The organism is Streptomyces sp. MspMP-M5 (assembly GCF_000373585.1).
Classification (GTDB): domain Bacteria; phylum Actinomycetota; class Actinomycetes; order Streptomycetales; family Streptomycetaceae; genus Streptomyces.
On record NZ_KB891972.1, the window covers coordinates 1 to 4136 of the forward strand.

The 4136-nt window shown below is 67.2% G+C and carries 2 protein-coding genes; one reads left to right on the top strand and one right to left on the bottom strand.

Translation table 11 applies throughout. The annotated features are described in order from the left end of the window. Positions 1-274: 274 nt before the first annotated feature. Complete coding sequence (locus B073_RS0138740) at positions 275-2569, bottom strand: (Fe-S)-binding protein (protein ID WP_018543425.1); 2295 nt, start codon at positions 2567-2569, stop codon at positions 275-277. A gap of 333 nt (positions 2570-2902) precedes the next feature. Between B073_RS0138740 and dnaK the strand changes: the two genes are divergently transcribed. Then, positions 2903-4136: molecular chaperone DnaK (dnaK, locus tag B073_RS0138745; protein ID WP_018543426.1), on the top strand; the 1234-nt coding region annotated here is incomplete at its 3' end.

A 4136-nucleotide genomic window follows, 5' to 3' on the forward strand; every position in this document is an offset into this window, starting at 1 on the left:
CAACGGGAGGGGACGGGCCGGAGGGGGTGGTGTGCCGGACGTAAAGCGAAGCAGTCCGGCACACCACCCCCGCAGGCCCGTCACCGCACCCAACAGCCCCGCGCAGCGGACAACGCCCGCCGCCAGGCGACACGGCGGGGAACCCGGCAACTTGTGACCAAGCCCCGCGCAGCGGATCCGCGCCGCAGGCGCAAACGGCAAGCCCCCCACGGCGGGGAAGCCGACAACGTGGGAGGCTGGCCAAGCGCAGCGGACGGCGTCCGGGACGCCGGAACTACTTCGCCGGCGCCGGCTCCGGCGCATCCGCAGACGCTTCCTCGTCCGCCGGCGGATCCATCGGCGTCCTGACGGAGTCCAGCAGCAGCTGGGCGACGTCCACGACCTGGATGGACTCCTTGGCCTTGCCGTCGTTCTTCTTGCCGTTGACCGAGTCGGTCAGCATGACCAGGCAGAACGGGCAGGCGGTGGAGACGATGTCGGGGTTGAGGGAGAGGGCCTCGTCGACGCGCTCGTTGTTGATGCGCTTGCCGATCCGCTCCTCCATCCACATCCGGGCGCCGCCGGCGCCGCAGCAGAAGCCGCGCTCCTTGTGGCGGTGCATCTCCTCGTTGCGCAGGCCCGGGACCTTGCCGATGATCTCGCGCGGCGGCGTGTAGATCTTGTTGTGGCGGCCCAGGTAGCACGGGTCGTGGTAGGTGATGATGCCCTCGACGGGGGTGACGGGGACGAGCTTGCCCTCGTCGACCAGGTGCTGCAGCAGCTGGGTGTGGTGGATGACCTCGTAGTCGCCGCCGAGCTGCGGGTACTCGTTGCCGAGGGTGTTCAGGCAGTGCGGGCAGGTGGCGACGATCTTCTTCGACGACTTCGGCTTCTTGGTGGACCCGTCGCCCGCGGCGGAGTCGCCGTCGTCGTCACCGGTCTCGCCGAAGGCCATGTTGAGGGCCTCGACGTTCTGCTGGCCGAGCTGCTGGAAGAGGAACTCGTTGCCCAGGCGGCGGGCGGAGTCACCGGTGCACGCCTCGTCGCCGCCCATGATCGCGAACTTCACGCCCGCGATGTGCAGCAGCTCGGCGAACGCCTTGGTGGTCTTCTTGGCGCGGTCCTCCAGGGCGCCGGCACAGCCGACCCAGTAGAGGTAGTCCACCTCGGTCAGGTCCTCGATGTCCTTGCCGACGACCGGGACCTCGAAGTCGACCTCCTTGGTCCAGGCCAGCCGCTGCTTCTTGGCCAGACCCCAGGGGTTGCCCTTCTTCTCCAGGTTCTTGAGCATCGTGCCCGCCTCGGACGGGAACGCGGACTCGATCATGACCTGGTAGCGGCGCATGTCGACGATGTGGTCGACGTGCTCGATGTCGACCGGGCACTGCTCGACGCAGGCGCCGCAGGTGGTGCAGGACCACAGCACGTCGGGGTCGATGACGCCGTTCTCTTCGAGGGTGCCGATGAGCGGCCGCTCGGCCTCGGCCAGGGCGCCGGCGGGGACACCGGCCAGCTGCTCCTCGGTGCCCTTCTCCTCGCCCTCCATCGTCTTGCCGCCGCCGGCGAGCAGGTACGGCGCCTTGGCGTGCGCGTGGTCGCGCAGCGACATGATCAGCAGCTTCGGGGAGAGCGGCTTGCCGGTGTTCCAGGCGGGGCACTGCGACTGGCAGCGGCCGCACTCGGTGCAGGTGGCGAAGTCCAGCAGGCCCTTCCACGAGAAGTGCTCGATCTGGGAGACGCCGAACTGGTCGTCCTCGCCCGGGTCCTCGAAGTCGATCGGCTTGCCGGCCGAGACCATCGGCTGCAGCGCGCCGAGCGCGACGTCGCCGTCCGCCTCGCGCTTGAACCAGATGTTGGGGAAGGCCAGGAAGCGGTGCCAGGCCACGCCCATGTCGGTCTTCAGGGCGACCGTGATCATCCAGATGAACGAGGTCGCGATCTTCAGGCCGGCGAAGAAGTAGGTGACGTTCTGGAGCGTCGAGACGTCCATGCTCTTCAGCCACGCGACGACCGGGTACGAGATGAAGAACGACGCCTCGTAGCCGTCGACGTGGTGCTGGGCGCCCTCCAGCGCGTGCAGCATGAAGATGCAGACGCCGACGATGAGGATGACGGCCTCGACGAAGTACGCCTGGCCGAAGTTGGAGCCGGCGAAGCGGGACTTGCGGCCCGGCTTGCCGGGCTTGGACAGCTGCCGGATGACGATCAGGACGAGGATGCCGACCGTCGTCATCGTGCCGACGAACTCGACGAAGACGTTGTACGGCGTCCAGTCGCCGATGACCGGCAGGATCCAGTCGGCCTTGAAGAGCTGCCCGATGGCGTTGACGATCGTCAGCAGCAGGGAGAAGAAGCCCACCGCCACGAACCAGTGCGCCGCGCCGACGATGCCCCAGCGGTTCATCCGGGTGTGGCCGAGGAACTCCTTGACCACGGTGACGGTCCGCCGTACGGGGTCGTCGGTGCGGGTGCCGGCGGGCACCGGCTGACCGAGCCGCATGTGGCGGTAGATCTGCAGGATGGCACGGCCGAACAGCGCGACGCCGACCGCGATTAGGACCAGCGACACGATGATCGCGGCGAGTTGCATGGGTGGCTCCTCAACCTGCGAGAGCGGGCGAAATCGAAGGGGTTCCGCGTGATCGGACGGCCGGGACGGCGGAGATCCGAGCGGAACTACTAAGCGGTAACTTTTCAGGTCTGCGGCTGAGGTTACCCAGTATTCCGGGCCCCTTGTAGCCGCCCGGCCGGTGATCTGTGTCGCGCGGGCAACCGCCCGCCCCCTCGCGGCGTCCTCCGGAACGGGCCGGTGACGATAAGGGCGATATAAAAGTTGAGCGCGCCCGACTCAGGTCTGTTGACAGGTCGGGATCGGTGCTGCACCCTTGAGCCTGTTCCACTCAAGTCAGCTGGAGGAATCGAAATGGCACGTGCGGTCGGCATCGACCTGGGCACGACTAACTCCGTCGTCAGTGTTCTCGAAGGCGGTGAGCCCACCGTCATCACCAACGCCGAGGGCGCCAGGACCACGCCGTCCGTCGTCGCCTTCGCCAAGAACGGCGAGGTGCTGGTCGGTGAGGTTGCCAAGCGCCAGGCGGTGACCAACGTCGAGCGGACGATCCGGTCGGTCAAGCGTCACATGGGCACCGACTGGAAGATCAACGTCGACGAGAAGGACTTCAACCCGCAGCAGATCTCCGCGTTCATCCTGCAGAAGCTGAAGCGGGACGCGGAGTCCTACCTCGGCGAGAAGGTCACCGACGCGGTCATCACCGTCCCGGCGTACTTCAACGACTCCGAGCGCCAGGCCACCAAGGAGGCCGGTGAGATCGCGGGCCTCAACGTCCTGCGCATCGTCAACGAGCCCACCGCCGCCGCCCTGGCCTACGGCCTGGAGAAGGAAGACCAGACCATTCTCGTCTTCGACCTCGGCGGTGGCACCTTCGACGTGTCGCTGCTGGAGATCGGCGACGGCGTCGTCGAGGTGAAGGCCACCAACGGCGACAACCACCTCGGTGGTGACGACTGGGACCAGCGCATCGTCGACTACCTGGTCAAGCAGTTCGCGGGCGGCCACGGCGTCGACCTCTCCAAGGACAAGATGGCGCTCCAGCGCCTGCGCGAGGCCGCGGAGAAGGCGAAGATCGAGCTGTCGTCGTCCAGCGAGACGACGATCAACCTGCCCTACATCACCGCCTCCGCCGAGGGCCCGCTGCACCTGGACGAGAAGCTCACCCGCTCGCAGTTCCAGCAGCTGACCGCGGACCTCCTCGACCGCTGCAAGACCCCGTTCCACAACGTCATCAAGGACGCCGGCATCTCGCTGTCCGAGATCGACCACGTGGTCCTGGTCGGCGGCTCGACCCGTATGCCCGCCGTCGCCGAGCTCGTCAAGGAGCTGACCGGCGGCAAGGAGGCCAACAAGGGCGTCAACCCTGACGAGGTCGTCGCCATGGGCGCCAGCCTCCAGGCCGGTGTCCTCAAGGGCGAGGTCAAGGACGTCCTCCTGCTGGACGTCACCCCGCTGTCCCTCGGTATCGAGACCAAGGGCGGCATCATGACCAAGCTGATCGAGCGCAACACCACGATCCCGACGAAGCGTTCGGAGATCTTCACCACGGCCGAGGACAACCAGCCGTCCGTGCAGATCCAGGTCT

Excerpts from the sequence above, each read along its gene's own strand:
- B073_RS0138740 (WP_018543425.1), bottom strand. The coding sequence starts at position 2,569 with ATGCAACTCGCCGCGATCATCGTGTCGCTGGTCCTAATCGCGGTCGGC.